At 60.6% G+C, this 21,062-nt stretch carries 20 protein-coding genes; 11 read left to right on the forward strand and 9 right to left on the reverse strand.

Translation table 11 applies throughout. From position 1 onward, the window contains the following. Positions 1–80 precede the first annotated feature (80 nt). Complete coding sequence (locus TX23_RS18680) at positions 81–1,076, forward strand: DMT family transporter (protein WP_057703469.1); 996 nt, start codon at positions 81–83, stop codon at positions 1,074–1,076. A 79-nt stretch (positions 1,077–1,155) separates the two neighbouring features. Here the strand turns inward: TX23_RS18680 and TX23_RS18685 are convergent, their stop codons facing one another. Then, entirely contained in the window at positions 1,156–2,559 is a 1,404-nt protein-coding gene (locus TX23_RS18685; RefSeq protein WP_057703470.1) for an MFS transporter, read from the reverse strand. 144 nt (positions 2,560–2,703) lie between these two features. Next, the gene (locus tag TX23_RS18690) at positions 2,704–3,234 is read right to left on the reverse strand and encodes a GNAT family N-acetyltransferase (protein ID WP_057703471.1); all 531 of its coding nucleotides are present in this window, start codon (positions 3,232–3,234) and stop codon (positions 2,704–2,706) included. A 449-nt stretch (positions 3,235–3,683) separates the two neighbouring features. Between TX23_RS18690 and proP the strand changes: the two genes are divergently transcribed. Further along, positions 3,684–5,186, forward strand: coding sequence for a glycine betaine/L-proline transporter ProP (proP, locus tag TX23_RS18695; protein ID WP_057703472.1), 1,503 nt, complete (start codon positions 3,684–3,686; stop codon positions 5,184–5,186). Between the two features lie 52 nt (positions 5,187–5,238). Next, a complete protein-coding gene (locus tag TX23_RS18700) occupies positions 5,239–5,742 on the forward strand; it encodes a GAF domain-containing protein (RefSeq protein ID WP_057703473.1) in 504 nt (167 codons plus the stop codon). On the opposite strand, the gene TX23_RS18705 is transcribed toward TX23_RS18700, so the two are convergent. Further along, complete coding sequence (locus tag TX23_RS18705; protein ID WP_057703474.1) at positions 5,720–6,640, reverse strand: AraC family transcriptional regulator; 921 nt, start codon at positions 6,638–6,640, stop codon at positions 5,720–5,722. The two genes, TX23_RS18700 and TX23_RS18705, sit on opposite strands and share 23 nt — an antisense overlap. A 169-nt stretch (positions 6,641–6,809) precedes the next feature. Between TX23_RS18705 and TX23_RS18710 the strand changes: the two genes are divergently transcribed. Then, positions 6,810–7,997, forward strand: coding sequence for an MFS transporter (locus TX23_RS18710; RefSeq protein WP_057703475.1), 1,188 nt, complete (start codon positions 6,810–6,812; stop codon positions 7,995–7,997). Here TX23_RS18710 and TX23_RS18715 read toward each other — a convergent pair. After that, positions 7,990–8,811 (reverse strand): AraC family transcriptional regulator, encoded by an 822-nt coding sequence (locus TX23_RS18715; protein ID WP_057703631.1) that lies wholly within the window; start codon positions 8,809–8,811, stop codon positions 7,990–7,992. The two genes, TX23_RS18710 and TX23_RS18715, sit on opposite strands and share 8 nt — an antisense overlap. A gap of 96 nt (positions 8,812–8,907) precedes the next feature. Between TX23_RS18715 and TX23_RS18720 the strand changes: the two genes are divergently transcribed. Beyond that, complete coding sequence (locus TX23_RS18720) at positions 8,908–10,119, forward strand: MFS transporter (RefSeq protein WP_057703476.1); 1,212 nt, start codon at positions 8,908–8,910, stop codon at positions 10,117–10,119. A 61-nt stretch (positions 10,120–10,180) separates the two neighbouring features. Here the strand turns inward: TX23_RS18720 and TX23_RS18725 are convergent, their stop codons facing one another. Then, a complete protein-coding gene (locus TX23_RS18725; protein WP_057703477.1) occupies positions 10,181–10,489 on the reverse strand; it encodes a DUF2834 domain-containing protein in 309 nt (102 codons plus the stop codon). A gap of 111 nt (positions 10,490–10,600) precedes the next feature. Here TX23_RS18725 and TX23_RS18730 point away from each other — a divergent pair, with 111 nt between their 5' ends. Both TX23_RS18730 and TX23_RS18735 read left to right on the forward strand, forming a co-directional pair. After that, positions 10,601–12,310: an amidase gene (locus TX23_RS18730; protein WP_057703478.1), complete on the forward strand. Its 1,710-nt coding sequence runs from the start codon at positions 10,601–10,603 to the stop codon at positions 12,308–12,310. 260 nt (positions 12,311–12,570) lie between these two features. Next, a complete protein-coding gene (locus TX23_RS18735; RefSeq protein WP_057703479.1) occupies positions 12,571–12,996 on the forward strand; it encodes a nuclear transport factor 2 family protein in 426 nt (141 codons plus the stop codon). A 7-nt stretch (positions 12,997–13,003) separates the two neighbouring features. On the opposite strand, the gene TX23_RS18740 is transcribed toward TX23_RS18735, so the two are convergent. After that, complete coding sequence (locus TX23_RS18740; RefSeq protein ID WP_057703480.1) at positions 13,004–14,329, reverse strand: aminotransferase-like domain-containing protein; 1,326 nt, start codon at positions 14,327–14,329, stop codon at positions 13,004–13,006. A gap of 87 nt (positions 14,330–14,416) precedes the next feature. Between TX23_RS18740 and TX23_RS18745 the strand changes: the two genes are divergently transcribed. The 3 genes from TX23_RS18745 to yghX are packed head-to-tail and all read left to right on the forward strand — an operon-like array spanning position 14,417 to position 16,785. Next, on the forward strand, positions 14,417–15,307 hold the full coding sequence (locus tag TX23_RS18745; protein WP_057703481.1) for a DMT family transporter: 891 nt from the start codon (positions 14,417–14,419) through the stop codon (positions 15,305–15,307). A gap of 51 nt (positions 15,308–15,358) precedes the next feature. Continuing rightward, a complete protein-coding gene (locus TX23_RS18750) occupies positions 15,359–15,853 on the forward strand; it encodes a PaaI family thioesterase (RefSeq protein ID WP_057703482.1) in 495 nt (164 codons plus the stop codon). 44 nt (positions 15,854–15,897) lie between these two features. Further along, complete coding sequence (gene yghX / locus TX23_RS18755) at positions 15,898–16,785, forward strand: YghX family hydrolase (RefSeq protein ID WP_057703483.1); 888 nt, start codon at positions 15,898–15,900, stop codon at positions 16,783–16,785. 139 nt (positions 16,786–16,924) lie between these two features. Here yghX and TX23_RS18760 read toward each other — a convergent pair whose 3' ends face one another. After that, positions 16,925–17,797, reverse strand: a complete 873-nt coding sequence (locus TX23_RS18760) for a LysR family transcriptional regulator (protein WP_057703632.1) — start codon at positions 17,795–17,797, stop codon at positions 16,925–16,927. A 131-nt stretch (positions 17,798–17,928) separates the two neighbouring features. On the opposite strand from TX23_RS18760, the gene ampC reads away from it, so the two are divergent. Beyond that, complete coding sequence (gene ampC / locus TX23_RS18765) at positions 17,929–19,068, forward strand: class C beta-lactamase (RefSeq protein WP_057703484.1); 1,140 nt, start codon at positions 17,929–17,931, stop codon at positions 19,066–19,068. 62 nt (positions 19,069–19,130) lie between these two features. On the opposite strand, the gene dctM is transcribed toward ampC, so the two are convergent. Both dctM and TX23_RS18775 read right to left on the reverse strand, forming a co-directional pair. Further along, the gene (dctM, locus tag TX23_RS18770; protein WP_057703485.1) at positions 19,131–20,411 is read right to left on the reverse strand and encodes a C4-dicarboxylate TRAP transporter large permease protein DctM; all 1,281 of its coding nucleotides are present in this window, start codon (positions 20,409–20,411) and stop codon (positions 19,131–19,133) included. Further along, entirely contained in the window at positions 20,411–21,043 is a 633-nt protein-coding gene (locus tag TX23_RS18775) for a TRAP transporter small permease (RefSeq protein WP_057703486.1), read from the reverse strand. Before TX23_RS18775 ends, dctM begins: the two co-directional genes overlap by 1 nt. Positions 21,044–21,062: the final 19 nt, after the last annotated feature.

Genomic DNA, 21,062 nt, shown 5'->3' on the forward strand with positions numbered 1-21,062 from the left:
TACATCAACGGCCGAGAACTCGTTTGTAGCACAGCCTCGTGGCTGGGCACCATGGATCCATTACTTCATGGGCCAGACTGATGAGTACTTCCCAAGCCTCTGTTTTCGTCGGTGTGATATGCGCGGTGGTCGCCACCCTTGGCTGGGCGCTGAACTTCATTGCGCCCTATGTCACCGGGGCTTATAGCCTCTACGATCTTATGGCTGTGCGCTTTCTGATGGCCGGCGGGCTGGGCATCGTCTGGATGATCCTGTGCCGATCGCAACTGCGGACACTCAGCCGTGGCCAGTGCCTGTTCGCGGCGCTGCTGGGCGCATTGGGTTGCGTGGGTTATGGCGTGTGCATTGCGGCCGGTGTGATATTCGGTGGCCCGGTGTTGACGCCAGCGTTTGTCGGGATGGTCCCGGTGCTGCTGGCGCTGATAGGCAACGCCCGCCATAAAACCCTGCACTGGCGCCAGTTGATGACGCCGTTGGCTTGCCTCACTGTGGGGCTTTTGCTGGCCAATATCAGCAGCCTCCATCAGCCCTCGTTGGGCACCGGCGCCTGGCTGGCCGGGTTATTTTTCTCCTTGGGCGCGGTGGCCTTGTGGCTGGGCTTCAGCGTGATCAACCAGACGCAGCTGGCACGCCTGCCGGATGGCGCAACCGGCCTGTGGACCGCTCTGATGTTGGTGGGCGCAGGCGTTGCGGCGCTGTGCCTGCTGCCCTGGATTTACGCGCTAGGCTTGTTGCAGTTGCCCATCCTTGCTGCTGGCTTGCATCAGGCGTGGCCGCTGTATGCCTGGAGCCTGGTGATCGCGGTGATGTCCACCGTCGTCGGTGCGTGGGCGTGGAACGCTGCGACGCGGCGCTTGCCCATGGTTCTGAGCGGCCAGTTGATTGCGCTGGAATCCCTGTTTGCAACCCTGCTCGGCCTGTGGTTTCACCAGCGCTGGCCGACGGCTATGGAAGCCGCGGGCCTGGCCGCGGTGCTGATCGGTGTAGTGATGGCGGTTCGTATCATCCTGGCGGGCGCAAAGTCCGTGACAACCCACGATGCTTCGCAGGGATTCAATCATGACCCATGCAAGTGACGCCTTGGCGCCGCAGAAGATGCGCCAGAAGCCATCGTTGCCGCGCTGATGGCGTTTCTACGGTTGCCTGAAGCGGCCCCTACAGATCCGTAATTTCCTTGTGACGCGGCACCAGTGCCTTCATCACGCTCCAGGCCACCAGGTAAGCCAGGGCGCAGATGGCGAACATGATCATGTAGCCGGTGTGGATATCGTTGATGGACTTGTAGTAATCGAACACCCAACCGCCGATCTTGGTCATAACCACGCCGCCCAGGCCCCCAGCCATGCCGCCAATGCCGACCACCGAAGCCACGGTTTTCTGCGGGAACATATCGGACACGGTGGTGAAGATATTGCACGACCACGCCTGGTGTGCCGAAGCGCCCACACCGATCAGCAGCACCGGTACCCAGAAGCTCAGGTAACCCAGCGGCTGCGCCAGCAACACCACCAGCGGGAACAGCGCAATCACCAGCATGGCTTTCATGCGCCCGTCATAGGGTGCGTCGCCGCGCGCCATGAAGTAGCTGGGGAACCAGCCGCCACCAATGCTGCCGACCATGGTCATGCTGTACAGCACTGCCAACGGCATCACGATGTCGGCGCCTTTCATGCCGTATTGCGCCGACAGGTAGGTGGGCAGCCAAAACAGGAAAAACCACCACACCCCGTCAGTCATGAACTTGCCGAACGCGAACGCCCACGTCTGGCGGTAGGTCAGCAGTTTGAACCAGGAAACTTTCTTTGCGCTGGTCTGCGCGGGCTCAGGAGTGAAAGGCTGTACGGTTTGATCGCTGCGGATGTAGGCCAGTTCTTCGGCGGACAGGCGTTTTTGCTGTTCCGGTTTTTCGTACACGGCGGCCCAGACCGCCACCCACACGAAACCCAACATGCCGATGACCATAAACGCCGCTTCCCAACCCCACAAGCCGGCGATCAACGGCACGCAGATCGGCGCCAGGATTGCGCCGACGTTGGCACCGGAGTTGAAGATGCCGGTAGCCAGGGAGCGTTCCTTCTTGGGGAAATATTCAGCGGTGGCTTTGATGGCGATGGGGAAATTACCCGCTTCGCCGATCGCCAACACCGCACGCGACAGCATGAAACCGGCAATCGACACCGGAATCACCGCCAGGCCAATCGCGCTGCTGAGCGCCGCAACGCCCTGGCCCATCGGCACCGAAAACGCATGCATGATCGCCCCGGTGGACCAGATGCCGATCGCCACCACATAGGCGGCCTTGGTGCCGATCTTGTCGACGAAGCGCCCGGCAAACAGCATGGAAATTGCGTAAACAAACTGGAACACCGCGGCGATGTTGGCGTAATCGGTGTTACTCCAGCCAAATTGTGTCGAGAGCTGCGGCGCCAACAGGCTCAGCACCTGACGGTCGAGATAGTTGACCGTGGTCGCGAAAAACAGCATCGCGCAGATCGTCCAGCGATAGCTGCCGACCGCCTGGCCGACACGATAGGCACTGATGGGCTCGTTCAGATTCATGGCATCACTTTTTTATTTTTGTTAGGTAAGACATATGTAACGTCATATGTCGTCGTACAACTGCGACTTTTATATCGGTACGCCCTTGCAGTGTCAATCTGAACGAGCACCGTTTATCGAGGAATTATGCGAATTTAAAAAGCGTCAGACACGAGCGGTTGTAGGATGACAAACCCGCAGCACCCGGCTGGGTGCCTGACCAGGTACATCATCAAGCACGCCAAAGGGTTGCATGCCGATCTTCTCCAGTACGCGGATCGAGGCGGCATGATCGGGTCGTACAAGCCCGAAAACCTCGGGCAAGCCGAGGTTCACAAAGGCCAGCGCCAATGCATCACGGCCCACCTCGGTGGCGTAGCCCTGCCCCCAGGCTTCGACGGCAAATCGGTAACCCAGATTAATACGCGGTGTTGTCAGATAGTTGAGCGGTGCAATGCCGCCAAACCCGATGATGCGTTCAGGCGCCTCTCTGCGGGCAATTGCCCACCAGCCGTAGCCGTTAAGCGCCCATTGTTCCATCCAGTGAGCCAACAAGCGTTGGGCCGCTGCAAGATCGGGCATGGGCCCGGCGGGGTTGAATAAATTGGTCTGCGGATCGCCGAAAATTGCGAACAGCCGCTGGACATCAGCCTGCCGCGGTTGGCGGTAGATAAGGCGTGAGTGGAGGTTTGGCATACAAATAACGTCCCGATTTTGCGGCATGACCGAACCCAGTTTAGTCAACAAAGCCGCCACCGGTGCTCAGCAATGTGGCAGGAGACGCCAGTCGGCCAAGCGTACATTGCCCTCTGTAGGAGCGAGCTTGCTCGCGAAAAACGCCAACGATAAAGCGTGCTTCCTGAATGAACGCGGCGCCGGTAAATTTTTCGCGAGCAAGCTCGCTCCTACAGAGCCAAACCCCGAGGGCTATCAGGCCGCCATCGGGGGCAAGCCCCCTCCCACATTTGAATTTGGTTGAGACCTGGATTTGCGCATCGCCGCAGTGACACTCACAACGATATTTTCGCTAATGCGAGAAAAAATAGCCGAAGCGGTGAATTATTTCGTGTCCACTTGTATCTGAACTGACAGAGCGGTGCCATCGTAGCGATGGCACCTCCCCGTTCAGCTTTAGAGTGGCCCGCATGAAACTACGGAAAAAACGCGTCAAACCCATCGGCTTGAAAGACATCACCATTGTCGACGACAACAAGATGCGCAAGGCGATCACCGCTGCCGCCCTTGGCAATGCCATGGAATGGTTCGACTTTGGCGTCTACGGCTTTGTCGCCTATGTGCTGGGCAAGGTGTTCTTCCCCGACGCGTCCCCCAGCGTACAAATGATCGCTGCACTGGCCACCTTCTCCGTGCCCTTCCTGATTCGTCCATTGGGCGGCCTGTTCTTCGGCGCGCTGGGCGATAAGTACGGACGGCAAAAAGTCCTGGCCGCCACGATCGTAATCATGTCCCTGAGCACCTTCGCCATTGGCTTGATTCCCGGCTATGCCTCCATTGGCATCTGGGCGCCGATCCTGCTGCTGTTGTGCAAAATGGCCCAAGGCTTCTCGGTGGGCGGCGAGTACACCGGCGCGTCGATCTTCGTCGCCGAGTACGCCCCGGACCGCAAGCGCGGGTTCCTCGGCAGTTGGCTGGATTTCGGCTCGATCGCCGGTTTCGTCCTCGGCGCCGGTGTGGTGGTACTGATTTCTACCGTGCTCGGCGAAGCGGAATTCGAGTCCTGGGGCTGGCGCCTGCCGTTCTTCCTTGCCCTGCCCCTGGGCATTATCGGCCTGTACCTGCGCCATGCACTGGAAGAGACACCAGCGTTCCAGCAGCACGTCGACAAGCTTGAACAGGGCGACCGCGAAGGCTTGAGCCACGGCCCTAAAGTCTCATTCAAGGAAATCGCCACCAAGCACTGGCGCAGCCTGTTGACCTGCATCGGGATCGTCGCGGCCACCAACGTGACGTACTACATGCTGCTCACCTATATGCCCAGCTACCTGTCGCACAACCTGCATTACGCCGAAAACAGCGGCGTGCTGATCATCATCGCGATCATGGTCGGCATGTTGTTTGTGCAGCCGTTCATTGGCTTTGTCAGCGACAAGATCGGCCGCAAGCCGTTCATCATCGCCGGCAGCATCGGCCTGCTGTTCCTGTCGATCCCGGCGTTCATGCTGATCACCAGCGGCAAGACCGGCTTGATCTTCAGCGGCCTGTTGATCCTGGCGATTGTGCTGAACTTCTTTATCGGCGTGATGGCCTCGACCTTGCCGGCCATGTTCCCCACCCACCTGCGCTACAGCGCACTGGCCAGTGCTTTCAACGTCTCGGTGCTGATCGCCGGCGTGACGCCGACCGCCGTAGCCTGGCTGGTAGAGAGCACCAACGACCTGTACATGCCCGCCTACTACCTGATGGTGTTTGCAGTGGTTGGCCTGATCACCGGCCTGACCATGAAGGAAACCGCCAACAAGCCACTGCGCGGCGCGGCCCCGGCCGCTTCCGACATGGAAGAAGCCAAAGAGCTGCTGCAGGAGCATCACGACAATATCGAGCAGAAAATCGAAGACATCGACGCCGAGATTGCCGCGCTGCAAACCAAGCGCGAAAACCTGGTGCAACAACATCCGCGGATTAACTAGGGCCTGACTGTGCGTGGTCGCTGGCAGCGACCACGCCACTGGAGTGTTCAGCATGGCTACAAGCGTCACCGCCGCACAATCGTTACTCAGCGCAGATGAACGCGCCGCTATTGCAGAAATCGAAGCCACCACCAACATTCTCAAGCTGGTCACGCGTTTGACCGGGATGAGGTTTGCCGGCATCGCCAAGTTCACCGACCAGGAATGGGTGGTGTGTTCAGCCTACGACCCGCTGCAAATGGGCATCCATGTCGACGATGTACTCGACCTGGAAACCACCTTGTGCAGTGAGTTTTGCATTGACCCGCAGGTGTTGTTCATTCCGCAAGTCAGCCAGAACGGCCGTTTCGCGGCGCGCCCGGTGGTCAAGCAATACGCCATCGAAAGCTATGCCGGTGCACCGATCTTTCTGCCCGATGGGCGCCTGTTCGGCGCACTGTGTGCGCTGGACTCGCGGGCAATGCTGTTCGATGACCCCAACCTGCCCGAAACCCTGAGCCTGTTTGCACGGCTGATCGGCTGCATTTTCTACGCTAACCTGGCCCCGGATCAGTAACCCCTGCCCTGCCCCGCAGCGCGGCCATGTCGCGCTTGGGTGGCACACCAAACAAACGGCTGTACTCACGACTGAACTGTGACGGGCTCTCATAGCCCACTTTGAACGCTGCGCTGGACACGTCCTGGTGCTCGTTCAACATCAAGCGCCGCGCCTCATTCAAGCGCAGCCATTTTTGATACTGCAACGGGCTCATTGCGGTCAATTGTCGGAAATGATGATGAAAAGTCGCCGCGCTCATCTGCACCCGTGCTGCCAATTCCTCCACGCGTAGCGCTACGTCGAAATTCAATTTCAGCCAATCGATGGCCTTGGCGATCCGATAACCCTGCCCGTCCACCGAGCAGATCTGGCGCAAGCGGCCGGCCTGGTCGCTTTTCAATAGCCGGTAATGAATCTCGCGCTGGATCAACGGCGCGAGTACCGGTATTGCTTCGGGCTCCTCCAGCAAGGCGACCAGGCGCGCGAATGCGTTGAGCAAACCGTCGGTGACCGTGCCGATGCCCACGCCTTTCAACACGGCGCGCTCACGGGTCGGCGGCAGATCACCCTGGGCAATCAGCTCGGCCAACATGCGCAAGTCGAGTTTGAACGTCAGCCCCAGGCACGGTTGCTCGGGGCTGGCGACCAGCACCTGCGAATTGGCCGGAATATCCAGCGACGTCACCAGAAAGCGTGAGCTGTCGTAGGGGTAACCCTCACCGCCGACCCACAATTGCTTCTGGCCCCGCACCACCAGCACGATGCACGGTTCGATCATGCACACCACGGGCGCGGCCGGTTGTTCTCGCCGATAGAAGCCCAGCCCGGGAATCGGCAAAGAGTAGTCGCCGGTCGATGGAGTGCGCGACCCGATGGACTGCGCGAGCGCTTGCAGGGATGAAGAATGAATGCTCATAACGGACTCTTTTGCCTCTTTGCCCAACTTTACTCCCACGCGCCTCAGGAGTCCTCGGTATACCGCCAGACTCAGAGGATCAGGCAAGTAATCCGGCGGATCGCACTATGGAACCTGGGGTTTGATCCGGAAAATGCGCAGGCCATTGACGCATTAACGGGTTTACACCATGTCCGATACACCTACCAAAAGCAGTTGGGGCGCGGTACTGGCGATGTCCCTCGCCGCGTTCGCCCTGGTCGCCTCTGAATTCATGCCCGTCAGCCTGCTGACACCGCTGGCCGCCGATCTGCACATCACCGAAGGCCAGGCCGGCCAGGGCATTTCCGTGTCCGGGGTGTTTGCCCTGCTCACCAGCCTGGTGATCGCCTCGATCGCTGCGCGGGTGAATCGCAAGCGTCTTTTGATGGCGTTAACGCTGCTGATGATTATCTCCGGCACCGTGGTGGCGTTAGCGCCCAATTACCTGGTGTTCATGCTCGGTCGAGCGTTGATTGGCGTGGCGATTGGTGGTTTCTGGTCATTGTCGGCGGCCACGGCGATGCGCCTGGTGCCACAAGCGCAAGTGCCTCGTGCCCTGGCCATCGTCAATGGCGGCAACGCGTTGGCGACAGTGATCGCCGCACCGCTGGGCAGCTTTCTTGGCGGGATCATCGGCTGGCGCGGTGCGTTTTTCTGCGTGGTACCGGTGGCCGTGGTTGCTTTGGTATGGCTGCTGATCAGCCTTCCCGCGCTGAAAAACCAGGGTGCAGCGAAAACCGCCAATGCCTTGCGCCTGATGAAAATCCCCAAGGTGGCCTTGGGCATGCTCGCCGTCAGCGTGTTCTTCATGGGCCAGTTTATGTTGTTCACCTATCTGCGCCCATTTCTGGAAAGCGTCACGCAGGTTGAGGTGTCCACATTGTCGTTGATGCTGTTGGTGCTTGGCCTGGCTGGCCTGGCCGGTACGTTTTTGATTGATCGCTTCCTTAAGCACAACCTGTACCCGACACTGATTGCCATCCCGCTGATCATGGCAGGCCTCGCACTTGCATTGGTGCAATGGGGCAGCTCGCCGATGATGACCACGCTATTGCTCGGCAGTTGGGGCCTGGTGGCAACCGCCGCACCTGTGGGCTGGTGGACGTGGCTGGCGCAGACGTTGCCCGATGACGCCGAGGCGGGCGGTGGATTGATGGTGGCCATCATCCAATTGGCGATTGCTGCCGGCGCTACCGTGGGCGGCGTGGCGTTCGACCTGAGCGGCTACCAGGCCACCTTTGAGCTCAGTGCTGGTTTGCTGGTGGTCGCCACGTTGCTGGCCTACCTCGCGTCACGCCGCGCTATGCAAACTCGCGTTATCAGCGGTGCTACCTGAAAAAATGACTCGGCGTCTTGCCAAACTGTTTCTTGAACATGCTGGTAAAGGCGCTGGGGCTTTCGTAGCCAAGTTCAAACGCCACATCGATAATCTTCTGCCCGACCGCAATACGTTCCAGCGCCAATAGCAGCCGTGCCTGCTGGCGCCACTGGCCGAAGGTCATGCCGGTTTCCTTGCGAAACAGGCGCTGGATCGTGGTTTGATCCAGCCCCAGGCGTGCGCTCCAGTCGGCGACGGTGGAGGCATCCCCCGGTTCGTCCTGCAGCGCCAGGCAAATCGGGCTCAGGCGCGGGTCGGCGGGCTGCGGCAGGGACAGGGGCAAGTCCGGCAGGATCGCCAGTTCGTCGAGGATCAGGTGCATGATCCTGGCATCGCGTGAGTCGTCGGCATACGGCGGCTTCAAGCTGACCGACGATTTGATCAGCTCACTCAGCAACGGCGAAACCGTCACCGTCTTCGGCTCGGAGGGCAGGTTCGGGAAACGGTCCGGGCGCACGAATACGCTGCGCATCTTCAACGTACCCACGCAGCGCAGCGAATGCACTTGCCCGCACGGCATCCAGAAGCCACGGTTGGGGGGCACCGTCCATTGATTCAGCGCCGAATACACCACCATCACCCCGCCGATGGCATAGAGCAGTTGATGCTTGTTGTGGCGGTGTTCCGGGATCACCCAGTTTTCCGGATAATCGGTGGCCGAGCTGATGACGGCCCAATCGCCTTCATCGATCTCCTGCAGAAATTTGTCGAGGGATTTGATTGTTTCGCCCTTTTTGCGATGGTTTATGCCCGAATTTCGCGAGACAGGCATTTTCATCGAATTTAGCATAGCTTTCGAAACAATTAGAAATGGCTGACCGCTAAAGTACCGTCTGCCCCTGTTCGCTGCCTTGTATGGAATGCCCGCATGTCGAGCCTCACCGCGACACCCGCCGCTGCCACCACGACGCCCCAGGTAAGCCCTTTGGTTATGCGCGTCCTCGGCGCCTGTGCCCTGGCGCATATGATCAACGACCTGATCCAGGCCGTGCTGCCGTCGATCTACCCGATGCTCAAAGCCAATTACGGCCTGAGCTTCACCCAGGTCGGCCTGATCACCCTGACCTTCCAGTTGACCGCCTCCCTGCTGCAACCGTGGATCGGCTACCACACCGATCGCCACCCCAAGCCCTGGCTGCTGCCGGCGGGCATGGTGTGCACCTTGATCGGTATTTTGATGCTGGCGTTTGTCGGCAGCTTCCCGGCGATTCTGCTCGCGGCGGGGCTGGTGGGTGTCGGCTCGTCGACCTTCCACCCGGAAACCTCACGGGTCGCCCGCCTGGCCTCCGGAGGGCGCTACGGCCTGGCGCAATCGACCTTCCAGGTCGGCGGCAACACCGGCAGCGCGTTCGGCCCGTTGCTGGCGGCAGCGATCATCATTCCCTACGGCCAAACCCATATCGCCTGGTTCGGCCTGTTTGCGGTGTTCGCGATCCTGGTTCTGTATGGCTTGAGCCGCTGGTACCGTCACCACCTCAACCTGTTCAAGCTCAAGCAAGGCAGCCAGGCCACCCACGGCTTGTCCAAAGGCCGCGTGACCTTCGCCCTGGTGGTATTGGCCGTGCTGGTGTTCTCCAAGTACTGGTACATGACCAGCCTGACCAGCTACTTCACGTTTTACCTGATTGAAAAATTCCAGCTGTCAGTGGCCAGCTCCCAGATGTACCTGTTCCTGTTCCTTGGGGCAGTGGCGGTCGGCACCTTCGCCGGGGGACCGATCGGCGACAAGATCGGCCGCAAGAAAGTCATCTGGTTCTCGATCCTCGGCGCCGCGCCGTTCACCCTCGCCCTGCCCTATGTCGACCTGTTCTGGACCGCCGTACTCAGCGTGGTCATTGGCTTTATCATCGCCTCCGCGTTCTCGGCCATCGTGGTGTTTGCCCAGGAACTGGTACCGGGCAACGTGGGCATGATCGCCGGGATATTCTTTGGCCTGATGTTCGGTTTCAGCGGGATTGGCGCGGCGTTGCTCGGGTTGCTCGCTGACCATCACGGCATCGAGTACGTGTACAAGCTGTGCTCGTTCCTGCCGTTGGTGGGCATCTTGACGATACTGCTGCCTTCGACCAAGGGCGTTTGATAGCGAGCGCGTCCGAACAATGTGGGAGGTTTTTTGCTCCCTCCCACATTGGCATCTACCGTCAGGTGCGTCGCGAAAACCCATTAACGACGATATACAGCAGCGGCCCTACCGACACGAACACCGCCGTCAACAGGAAATACGGGATCAACGACGCCACGGAGCGCCCTCGCCCACGTGCATCCCGGTACATCCACACACACGCCAGCACCGCCATCAAGTACAGATCAATCACTACCTGCGCGGTATCAGGCCGCGACATCAGCTCGCGTCCAAATGCCAACAGCGATTGCTCGGCCGTGAGCATCGTCGCCACGGTGTAGAGGGTAAATCCCAACAAGGCAGCCAGGGCGATATAGGGTCTGTGCATCGTCTCTTCCTTGAAGTGCAATGGTGGTCATCGCGGTCACCTTAGCTGGTTTTGTGAAATATCTGTACGTAGACTGCCGCCATACCCCCACGTGAAGGCGGCGAAAAAAACGTGATGCAAGTTACTGAAGTCTCCATTGCCCAATTGCGCGCTGCGCTTGAAGCTGGCCGGACCACGGCCGTTGAACTGGTCCAGGCGTACCTGGCGCGGATTGATGCCTACGACGGCCCGCACACCACCACTGCGCTCAATGCCGTGGTGGTGCGCAATCCCGAAGCCCTGAAAGAAGCCCAAGCCTCCGATGCCCGCCGCGCCAAGGGCCAGACCCTGGGGCCGCTGGATGGTATTCCCTACACGGCCAAGGACAGTTACCTGGTCAAGGGCCTGACGGCCGCATCCGGCAGCCCCGCGTTTGCCAGGCTGGTCGCCCAGCGTGACGCTTTCACCATTGAGCGACTGCGCGCCGGAGGCGCGATTTGCCTGGGCAAGACCAACATGCCGCCGATGGCCAATGGGGGTATGCAGCGTGGCGTGTATGGCCGCGCCGAAAGCCCGTACAACGCCGACTACCTCACCGCGCCGTTTGCATCGGGTTCCTCCAACGGCGCCGGCACTGCCACGGCCGCCAGCTTTGCGGCGTTCGGCCTGGCTGAAGAAACCTGGTCGAGCGGTCGCGGCCCGGCCTCCAATAATGGCTTGTGCGCCTACACGCCTTCGCGTGGGGTGATTTCGGTGCGTGGCAACTGGCCATTGACCCCGACCATGGACGTGGTAGTGCCGTATGCGCGGACCATGGCTGACCTGCTTGAAGTGCTCGACGTCGTGGTGGCCGAAGACCCCGACAAGCGCGGCGACCTGTGGCGCCTGCAACCCTGGGTGCCGATCCCCAGCGTGACCTCGGTGCGCCCGGCTTCATACGCGGCACTGGCCGTCAGCAGCGAAAGCCTGGCCGGCAAGCGCTTTGGTGTGCCGCGCATGTACATCAATGCCGATCCCGAGGCCGGCACCAGCGAAAAGCCCGGTATCGGTGGGCCCACCGGGCAAAGGATCAATACCCGCGCCACGGTGATTGAGCTTTGGCAAGCCGCCCGCCAGGCCCTGGAAGCGGCCGGCGCCGAAGTGATCGAGGTGGATTTCCCACTGGTATCCAACTGCGAAGGCGACCGCCCCGGCGCACCGACGGTGTTCACCCGTGGCCTGGTGTCCAGGGAGTTCCTCCACGACGAACTGTGGGAATTGTCTGCCTGGGCTTTCGATGACTTCCTGCGCGCCAACAACGATCCGGCGCTCAACCGCCTGGCGGATGTAGACGGGCCGAAGATCTTCCCGCACGACCCCGGCACCCTGCCCAACCGTGAAGACGACCTCGCCGCCGGCATGGATGAATACGTGCGCATGGCCCAACGCGGCATCACGCCGTGGGACCAGATCGGCACCGTCCCTGATGGCCTGCGCGGCCTGGAAAAAACCCGGCGCCTGGACCTGGAAGACTGGATGGACAACCTTGGGCTCGACGCCGTGCTGTTTCCAACCGTAGCCGATGTAGGCCCGGCCGATGCCGACGTGAACGAAGGGTCTGCCGACATCGCCTGGAGCAACGGCGTGTGGGTGGCCAACGGTAACCTCGCGATTCGCCACTTGGGCGTACCCACCGTCACTGTGCCAATGGGCGTAATGGCCGATATCGGTATGCCGGTGGGGCTGACCTTTGCCGGGCGCGCCTATGATGATTCGGCACTGCTGCGCTTTGCCGCCGCATTTGAAGCCACCGGCAGCAAACGCGTGATCCCGCCACGCACACCGCCGCTGCCCAGCGAATAAACACTGTCCAAATGGGGAAGTCTCCCCTCTTCTGTAGGAGCGAGCTTGCTCGCGAAAAACGTCAACGATACCGCGTGTTTCCTGAATAAACGCGGCGTCTATGGGTTTTTCGCGAGCAAGCTCGCTCCTACAAAAGTCCTGCTGACCGTGACTCGCGTCAAATCATTTCAAGATTTCACTTTCCTTCCCCGCCCAAATTATTGCATGGTTGTACGACGACATACCTCGTCGTGTCCACCCAACAAAAACAAGGAACACCCATGCCCAACCTCAAAGTGCTGATCGGCTTCTTGTGCCTGTTTTCCGGCTACGTCGCCGCCGCCCCCGCTGAAAAGGACGTAGCCCAGGCAGTCGACCAACTGACCCAGGCCATGCTGCACCTGGACGTCAAGCAACTTCACGCGTTGACATCCGACACGCTCACCTACGGCCATTCCAGCGGCAAAGTGCAGAACAAGGCGCAATTTATCGCCGACCTGGAGACCCACACCAGCGCCTTCAAGACCCTGGAAATGCAGAACCAGACCATCACCCTTAACGGCGATACCGCCCTGGTGCGCAACCACTTCCATGCTCTGGCGGTAAACAGTGGTGTGGACACACCAACCGATATCGACAACTTCCAGGTCTGGCAGAAGCAACACGGCAAGTGGTTGCTGATCGGGCGCCAGGCTTACAAGTACTGAGGCCCGCTCACCACGCCACCACGTTGCGTATCGTCTCCAGGGCCCCACGCAACTGCGCCATCGGTACCGAACCCAGGGCCAAGCGCAGTGCGTGGGGCACCTGGGCCGAGACGGCGAACGGTTCGGCGGTGGACACGCAAATGCCTTCGCGCTGCAAGGTCATGGCGACTTGATCGGCGCGAGCCTCTTCAGCCAAAGGCAGCCACAGAAAATACGATGACGGATGGCTGACATACCGCACGCCCGTCAGCACTTGGGCTGCCAATGCCTGGCGGGCTTGAGCATCCGCGCGTTTTTGCGCTTCCAGTTGCGCCACCGTACCGTCTTCGAGCCAGGCCACTGCAATGGCACTCATCACGCCTGGCACGCTCCAGGTGGTGGCCATGATCGTACGTTCCAACCTGCTCACCCAAGCTGAAGGCGCCGCGATAAACCCTATGCGCAAACCGGCGGCGACATTCTTGGACAGCCCACCCACATACACCGTGCGCTCCGGGGCCAGTGCCGCCAACGGCGCAGGTGCATCTTCGGCGAGAAACGCATAGGCGCCATCCTCGACGATCATCAGGTTGTGCTGCCGGGCAATCGCCACCAAACGCTCGCGCTGCTCCAGGCTCAGTACCCAGCCCAGCGGGTTATGCAGGGTTGGCATGCTGTATACCGCACGTACCGGGCGCTGGCGACACAGGCTATGCAGATGGTCCAGGTTCGGGCCGGCCGTGGTCACCGGGATGGCGACGATTTCCAGGTGCAGGGTTTCGGCCAGCGCCTTGAAGCCCGGATAAGTCAGCGCATCCACCGCGATCACATCCCCAGGCTTGAGCAACGTCATCAGGCTCACCGCCAAGCCGTGCTGGGCGCCGCTGACCACCAGTACCTGCTCGGCGGCCACCGTGAGCCCTCGATTCAACAAGTGCCGGGCCATGGCCGCGCGCTCATGCACACGCCCTGCATGGGGCTGGTAACGCAGCAGTGCCTCCAGATCGCCCGACAACGCCAACTGGCGCAACGCCGTGCGCAACAGCTCGGCCTGCCCAGGCAAGGACGGGTAGTTGAAATTCAAGTCGAGCAGGCCCGGCGCCACCGTCATCTGCCCGCTGCCCTGCCCCGGCGGCAAGGTGATTTCGCGCACGAAGGTACCGCGACCGGTCTCGCCACTGACCAGGCCCATGGCTTCCAACTCGCTGTACACCCGGCTCGCCGTGACCAGTGCCAAGCCATGCTCAGCGGCCAACTGGCGATGAGTAGGCAAGCGCGTGCCAGCAGGCATTCGTCCACTGCGAATGGCCTCGGCGAAGGTATCAACCAGCGATTTGTAGCGCGCACGGGGCATCGGGATGTATCCATGACAATTTTTTGATTGTCCTAATCTTCAGCCCTAGGATGAGCCGCACGCAACCCCTCTTTCGGACATACCCTCATGGAACGTATCGCCCGCTTCGGCTCCCTGGATCTCAGCACTCAGGGTTGGATCAACGGTTTTATCGGCGTGGTGATTTTCAGCGGGTCGCTGCCGGCCACGCGCTTGGCGGTCATGGAGTTCGACCCGGTGTTCCTGACCATGATTCGCGCCACCCTCGCCGCCGTATTGGGGGTTTGCCTGTTGTGGCTATTCAAGGAAAAACGCCCCAGCCGTCAGCAATGGGGCCCCTTGGTGGTCGTCGCTCTGGGCGTGGTGATCGGCTTCCCGCTGTTGACAGCGCTGGCCCTGCAATACGTGACCTCGGCCCACTCCATCGTCTTCATCGGCCTGCTGCCCCTGGCCACGGCGGTATTTGGTGTGCTGCGTGGCGGCGAGCGCCCCAGGCCAGTGTTCTGGTTGTTTTCCATTCTTGGCAGCCTGCTGGTGATGGGTTATGCCGTTGCCCAGGGCTTGAGCGCCGCCCCGGCAGGCGACTTGCTGATGCTGTTGGCGGTGCTGGTATGCGGCCTGGGTTATGCCGAAGGCGCCAAACTGTCGCGCAGCCTGGGTGGCTGGCAGGTGATCTGCTGGGCGCTGGCGGTGTCGCTGCCGGTGGTGGCGCCGCTTAGCCTGTTGCTGGCGCCTTCGACCTTCAGCGGTATCAGCCTGCCGGCGTGGTTGAGCCTGGGGTATGTGGCGCTGTTCAGCATGTTGATCGGTTTTGTGTTCTGGTACCGCGGCCTGGCCCAGGGCGGCATTGCCGCGGTTGGTCAGTTGCAGTTGCTGCAACCCTTCTTCGGCCTGGCGCTGGCCGCGGGCCTGCTGCATGAACAGGTCAGCCTGGGCATGGTGCTGGTGACCGTCGCGGTGATCGGCTGCGTGGCCGGGGCGAAGAAGTTTGCTCGCTGAAGCGTGGCCTGCTAAACAGAGAAGTCGCCTGAACAATAACAAGGACTTTGCATGACCACCGCTTCTCTCCAAGACATCACCGCGCCAGAAGGCATCTGCTATGGCTGCGGCAGCAGCAACCCCCATGGGCTGCACATCAAAAGCCGCTGGGCCGAAGATGGCGTACACGTGGTCGCCGAGCATCAACCCGAAGCCCAATACAGCGGCTGGCCGGACCTGGTCTACGGCGGCCTGATCGCCATGCTGGTGGATTGCCATTCCAACTGGACCGCCATGGCCTACCACTACCGCGCCGAACAGCGCGAACCCGGCAGCCTGCCGCGCATCGACTGCGTCACCGGCAACCTGGGGATCAAATTCATCAAACCCACGCCCATGGGCGTGCCGCTGACCCTGCGCGCACGGGTCGAAGGCGACATCGGGCGCAAAAGCCGTGTGGTCTGCGAGGTATATGCCGGTGACGTGCTCACGGCCATCGGCGACTCGGTGTTCGTGCGCGTCGACACCGGGCAATTGGCCGCGGCCGCCCATGGCCGCGAGGCGTGAACCTGGTCTACAGTGACTGCAACCGCTGATCGAGGACTGCACCGATGCCCCGTCTTACCGCCAAGGACTTCGCCCCCGAACTGCTGGAACTCTACGACGGCTACGCCCATGGCAAGATCAACCGTCGCGAGTTTCTCGACCGTGCCGCACTGTTCACGTTAGGCGGCCTCACCGCTTCGGCGCTACTGGCGGCCCTGAGCCCCAACTACGCGTTGGCTGAGCAGGTGAAATTCACCGACCCGGATATCGTTGCCGACTACATCACCTACCCTTCGCCCAAGGGCAACGGCACAGTGCGCGGCTACCTGGTACGCCCGTCCAAGGCTGCAGCAAAACTGCCCGCCGTGGTGGTGGTGCATGAAAACCGTGGCCTCAACCCGTATATCGAAGACGTGGCCCGGCGCCTGGCCAAAGCCGGCTTCATTGCCCTGGCACCCGATGGCCTGACCTCTGTGGGCGGCTACCCCGGCAACGATGAAAAAGGCGTGGCGCTTCAACAGACCGTCGACCCGACCAAACTGATGAACGACTTTTTCGCCGCCATCGAATGGCTGATGCATCACGACAGCACAACCGGCAAGGTCGGTATCACCGGTTTCTGTTATGGCGGCGGCGTGACCAATGCGGCAGCGGTGGCCTACCCGGAACTGGGGGCGGCGGTGTCATTCTACGGGCGCCAACCCGAGGCCAAGGACGTGCCCCGCATCAAGGCGCCGATCATGCTGCATTTCGGTGAGCTGGATACGCGGATCAATGAGGGTTGGCCCGCGTATGAACAGGCGTTGAAAGCTGCGGGCACGAAGTATGAAGCTTACATTTACAAAGGCGCCAACCACGGCTTTCACAATGATTCGACGCCTCGCTATGACGAGGCAGCGGCCAACCTGGCGTGGGAGCGCACCCTGGGCTGGTTCCGCAAATATCTGGCCTAGTCACACCTCTGTAGGAGCAAGCTTGCTCGCGAAGAACGTCAACGATAACGCGTGCTTCCTGAATAAACGCGCAGCCCGGTAATCTTTCGCGAGCAAGCTCGCTCCTACAGGACAACAGGGGCTTGCTCTTTGCACATTCTTATCCAATGCAGCTCTGCAACCACCCTTTGAACGCCAACATCGCGGGCGTCTCATTGCGCGACTGCAAACGGGTCAACCAATAACTGCCGGTCGTGATCCCCACGTCGAATGGCTGGCGAACCACATCGCTTTCCAACTGGCGCGAAAACATCAATGCTGGCGCAAGGGCCACACCGCTGCCTTGCAGGGCGGCTTCCATCATCGCCAGCGATGAGTCGAATACGATGCTGCGCGGCATCCGAGTGTCTTCAGGCAGCCCAGCCGCCTGAAACCACAGACTCCACTCATCGGCGCGGTAAGAACGCAACAAAGTGTGCTTCAACAGATCCGCCGGGCTGTGCAATTGCTCGGCGATCTGCGGCACGCACAACACTGTCAGCGGTGCTTCCAGCAATGGGCAGGCCTCGGTACCGTGCCAGGCCCCGGCGCCAAACCGGATGGCGTAATCCAGGCCCTCGACGGCGACATCCACGCGGTTGTTATGGGTGGACAGGCGCAAATCAATAAACGGATAGCGGCTGTGAAAATCCGCCAACCGTGGCAACAGCCAGCCCACGGCGAAGGTGCCGACCGCGCCTACGGTCAGCACCTCGCGGTAATGCCCGCCCTCGAACTGGCCCAGGGTGTGGGCAATGCGGTCGAAGGCTTCGCGTAACACCGGCAACAGGGTTTCGCCTTCGCGAGTGAGCATCAGGCCACGTGGCAGGCGCTTGAACAGCGTGACATTGAGTTGCGCTTCGAGGCTTTTGACCTGATGGCTGACTGCGGCTTGGGTCACGCATAACTCGATAGCCGCGCGGGTAAAACTCAAATGGCGCGCCGACGCTTCAAAAGCGCGCAGGGCATTGAGAGGCAGATGGGAACGTAGCAAGGGATACCCTAATTTTTCTAATGGCTGGTGCGAGATATCATCGTTTGCCCCGAATACAAAATCCACCTAAATTTGCCACGCCTGCGCAGGCTCTGCCCATTATTGCCACCTTTACATGGAAGCGATTCACCATGAACCATCAGCCCAAGTACCTGGTTTCAGCGTTGCTGCTCTTGTCCGGCAGTTGCATGGCCGCCACCGACATGCGCCAGGTCGTGGACAGCAACGTCAAGCCCTTGATGCAACAGCAAGACATCCCCGGCCTTTCGGTCGCGGTGATCAACCAGGGCAAGGTGCAATACTTTAACTACGGCGTAGCCGCCAAGGATACCCAGGCCGCGGTCAGCCAAAACACGCTGTTCGAAATCGGTTCGGTGAGCAAAACCTTCACCGCCACCCTGGGTGGTTATGCCCAGGCTATCGGCAAGCTCAAGCTGTCGGACAAGGCCAGCCCGTACTTGCCGTCCCTGGCCGGCAGCGCGTTCGATCGCATCAGCCTGCTGCAACTGGCGACCTATACCGCCGGCGGCCTGCCGCTGCAATTTCCGCAGGCGTCCGACAGTGCCACGACCATGCTCGGCTACTTCCAGCACTGGAAGCCCACTTACGCTGCGGGTGAACAACGCTTGTACTCCAACCCCAGCATCGGCCTGTTTGGCTACCTGACCGCGCAAAGCCTGGGCCAACCATTCAACGTTGCGATGGAGAAGACCCTGCTGCCCAAGCTAGGCTTGACCAACACCTATGTCAGCGTGCGCACCGACAAAGCCAGCCAATATGCCCAAGGGTATGACAAGCAGCAAAAACCTGTGCACGTCAGCCCCGGCGCTCTGGACAGTGAAGCCTACGGGCTCAAAACCACCAGCCAGGACCTCGCCCGCTACGTCATCGCGAACATGCACCCGCAAACCCTGGAACAGCCCGTGCAACAGGCTATCGCCGCCGCCCACGCCGGCTACTACACCGTGAACGGCATGACCCAGGGCCTGGGCTGGGAACGCTACCCCTACCCCATCACCCTGCAAGCATTGATCGATGGCAACTCCACACCGATGGCCATGGAGCCGCACAAGGTGACCTGGCTGAACCCGCCCCAGGCACAGCCGGCCAACGTGCTGTACAACAAAACCGGCTCTACCGGTGGCTTTGGTGCGTATGTGGCGTATGTGCCGAGCAAGGACATGGGCGTGGTCATTCTGGCCAACAAGAACTACCCGAATGCCGAGCGGGTGAAAGTGGCCCATGCGATCTTGAGTGCGATGGACCAATAAGGCCGGGAAAAATCAACAAATGCGGGAGGGAGCAAGCCTCCTCCCACATTTTTATCCGCGTTTTACATCCCCAGCCACTGCGGCAGCGCGAGGGAAATGAACGGCAAGTAAGTCACCATGATCAGGAACACCAGCAAAATCATCAGCCACGGCATCGCCGCGCGTATGGTTTGCCCCAATGTCAGCCCGGTTACCGCCGAGGTGACGAACAGGTTCAGCCCCACCGGCGGGTGTACCAGGCCGATTTCCATGTTCACCACCATCACAATCCCCAGGTGAATCGGGTCAATCCCCAGCTTCATCGCAATCGGGAAGAAGATCGGCGCCAGGATCAGCACAATGGCCGAAGGCTCCATAAAGCTGCCGGCAATCAGCAACACTACGTTGACCATGATCAGAAAACCAATCGGCGTCAGCCCTTCCGAGATCACCCACGCGGTGATTTCCTGGGGGATCTGTTCGGTGGTCAGCACATGGGCAAACAGCATGGCGTTGGCGATGATAAACATCAGCATGATCGACAAGCGCCCCGACTCCAGCAGCACCTTGGGGCAATCGCGCAGCTTCATATCCTTGTAGACGAACAGCGCGACAAACGCCGAGTACACCGCCGCCACCGCCGCGGCTTCAGTCGGGGTGAACATGCCGCTGTAGATGCCGCCGAGGATGATCACCAACAGCAACAAGCCCCAGAACGCTCGGCGTGCGCAACTGAGCCACTCGCCAAAGGTTGCCCTGGGCTGGGCGGGCAGTTTCTTGATGCGCGCGACAATGTAGATCGCGATCATCAGCATCAGGCCCAGCAGCAACCCCGGAATGACCCCGGCCATGAACAGCTTGCCCACCGAGGTTTCGGTCGCCGCCGAGTACACCACCATCACAATCGAGGGCGGGATCAAAATGCCCAGCGTACCGGCGTTGCAAATAATGCCTGCACCAAACTCCTTGGGATAACCGGAACGCACCATCCCCGCTACGGCAATCGAGCCCACCGCCGCCACCGTGGCCGGTGACGAGCCCGACAGCGCGGCAAACAACATACAGGCCAGCACCGCCGCAATCGCCAGGCCGCCACGGATATGCCCGACACAGGCATTGGCAAAGTCGATCAGCCGCTGAGCCACGCCGCCGGTGGTCATAAACGCGCCGGACAACAGGAAGAACGGGATCGCCAGGAAGGTGTAGGCGTCGCTGGTTTCAAACAACTTGATCGCCAGAGAGCTCACCGAGTCCTGGCTGAACATCAGGATCGATACCGCGCCGGACAGCCCGAGGGAAATCGCAATCGGCACGCCGAGGAACATGAACACGAACAACAGCAGAAACAGACAGAGCACGGCCATCAGTGACGCTCCTCATGGCTGCCGGCCAACTTGCTGGCCTCCCCGGCCTCGTCGGCCAATCCCAACCCGACCTGACGGTGGGTAAAGATGCGGTAGAAAATTTCCAGGTAGCGGATCAACACCAAGGCAAAGCCGATGGGCACGATCACCACGATGTCACCGACATCGATACCGAACTGATCAAGGTCTTCAGCGCCGATATGCGCGGTCATCACCGCACTTACCCACTTGTAGCTGGCAACCATGAACAGCCCCGCATAGGCCAGGCAGCACAGGCAGGCGAGCATTCCGAGCAGGCGTTGTATCGGGCGTGTGGTCAGCCTGACCAGCGCGTCTACGCCCAGGTGCCCGGCGGTGCGTACACCGTAGGAAATGCCGAAGAAAATCAACCAGCCGAACATGGCCTTGGTCAGCGCCACGCTCCAGGTCATGTCCTGGGCCCAGGTCATGGTGGCGTCGCCTGCCGCATTGAAGAAGTCGCTGCTCAAGGCCCACTTGTCGGCCAGGGCAAAGAACAGGGTGTAGATGTTATTGAGCATGACGTAGACGAATGTCACCAGGGTCATGGCGGCCAGCAGGAAAGCAATAAAGCCTTCCTCCAGATGCTCCCAGACGCGCCTTAGCGTTTGCATGGCAAAACCTCGCGAACTG

The organism is Pseudomonas paralactis, assembly GCF_001439735.1.
In the GTDB taxonomy this organism is placed as follows: Bacteria; Pseudomonadota; Gammaproteobacteria; order Pseudomonadales; family Pseudomonadaceae; genus Aquipseudomonas; species Aquipseudomonas paralactis.

What these genes read in the sequence shown, in the direction of transcription:
- TX23_RS18680 (WP_057703469.1), top strand. Translation starts at nt 81, where the DNA reads ATGAGTACTTCCCAAGCCTCTGTTTTCGTCGGTGTGATATGCGCGGTG.
- TX23_RS18685 (WP_057703470.1), bottom strand. Translation starts at nt 2,559, where the DNA reads ATGAATCTGAACGAGCCCATCAGTGCCTATCGTGTCGGCCAGGCGGTC.
- TX23_RS18690 (WP_057703471.1), bottom strand. Translation starts at nt 3,234, where the DNA reads ATGCCAAACCTCCACTCACGCCTTATCTACCGCCAACCGCGGCAGGCT.
- proP (WP_057703472.1), top strand. Translation starts at nt 3,684, where the DNA reads ATGAAACTACGGAAAAAACGCGTCAAACCCATCGGCTTGAAAGACATC.
- TX23_RS18700 (WP_057703473.1), top strand. Translation starts at nt 5,239, where the DNA reads ATGGCTACAAGCGTCACCGCCGCACAATCGTTACTCAGCGCAGATGAA.
- TX23_RS18705 (WP_057703474.1), bottom strand. Translation starts at nt 6,640, where the DNA reads ATGAGCATTCATTCTTCATCCCTGCAAGCGCTCGCGCAGTCCATCGGG.
- TX23_RS18710 (WP_057703475.1), top strand. Translation starts at nt 6,810, where the DNA reads ATGTCCGATACACCTACCAAAAGCAGTTGGGGCGCGGTACTGGCGATG.
- TX23_RS18715 (WP_057703631.1), bottom strand. Translation starts at nt 8,811, where the DNA reads ATGCCTGTCTCGCGAAATTCGGGCATAAACCATCGCAAAAAGGGCGAA.
- TX23_RS18720 (WP_057703476.1), top strand. Translation starts at nt 8,908, where the DNA reads ATGTCGAGCCTCACCGCGACACCCGCCGCTGCCACCACGACGCCCCAG.
- TX23_RS18725 (WP_057703477.1), bottom strand. Translation starts at nt 10,489, where the DNA reads ATGCACAGACCCTATATCGCCCTGGCTGCCTTGTTGGGATTTACCCTC.
- TX23_RS18735 (WP_057703479.1), top strand. Translation starts at nt 12,571, where the DNA reads ATGCCCAACCTCAAAGTGCTGATCGGCTTCTTGTGCCTGTTTTCCGGC.
- TX23_RS18740 (WP_057703480.1), bottom strand. Translation starts at nt 14,329, where the DNA reads ATGCCCCGTGCGCGCTACAAATCGCTGGTTGATACCTTCGCCGAGGCC.
- TX23_RS18745 (WP_057703481.1), top strand. Translation starts at nt 14,417, where the DNA reads ATGGAACGTATCGCCCGCTTCGGCTCCCTGGATCTCAGCACTCAGGGT.
- TX23_RS18750 (WP_057703482.1), top strand. Translation starts at nt 15,359, where the DNA reads ATGACCACCGCTTCTCTCCAAGACATCACCGCGCCAGAAGGCATCTGC.
- yghX (WP_057703483.1), top strand. Translation starts at nt 15,898, where the DNA reads ATGCCCCGTCTTACCGCCAAGGACTTCGCCCCCGAACTGCTGGAACTC.
- ampC (WP_057703484.1), top strand. Translation starts at nt 17,929, where the DNA reads ATGAACCATCAGCCCAAGTACCTGGTTTCAGCGTTGCTGCTCTTGTCC.
- dctM (WP_057703485.1), bottom strand. Translation starts at nt 20,411, where the DNA reads ATGGCCGTGCTCTGTCTGTTTCTGCTGTTGTTCGTGTTCATGTTCCTC.
- TX23_RS18775 (WP_057703486.1), bottom strand. Translation starts at nt 21,043, where the DNA reads ATGCAAACGCTAAGGCGCGTCTGGGAGCATCTGGAGGAAGGCTTTATT.